Source organism: Mesorhizobium sp. M2E.F.Ca.ET.209.01.1.1 (assembly GCF_004010375.2).
In the GTDB taxonomy this organism is placed as follows: Bacteria; Pseudomonadota; Alphaproteobacteria; order Rhizobiales; family Rhizobiaceae; genus Mesorhizobium.
Map to the genome: position 1 here is coordinate 1 of NZ_SADP02000700.1, position 331 is coordinate 331.

1 pseudogene is annotated in these 331 nt (G+C 63.7%); it reads left to right on the forward strand.

Going from position 1 to position 331, the window contains the following annotated elements:
• Nucleotides 1-331 (forward strand): annotated as a pseudogene (locus EN852_RS37500) (pyridoxal-phosphate dependent enzyme); the annotation flags it as partial.

Genomic DNA, 331 nt, shown 5'->3' on the forward strand with positions numbered 1-331 from the left:
GCATGAAATGCGTGGTCATCCAGGAGAAATGGGTGCCGCACTACGATGCGGTCTATGACCGCGTGGGCAACATCCTGCTGACGCGGCTGATGGGCGCCGACAGCCGGCTCGTCGACGACGGCTTCGACATCGGCATTCGCAAGAGCTGGCAGGACGCGATCCAGTCGGTGAAGGATGCGGGCGGCAGGCCCTATCCTATTCCCGCCGGCGCCTCGGTGCACAAGTTCGGCGGTCTTGGCTATGTCGGCTTTGCCGAGGAGGTCGCCAGGCAGGAGAGCGAGCTCGGCTTCGCCTTCGATTACATCATCGTCTGCGTCGTGACCGGCTCGAC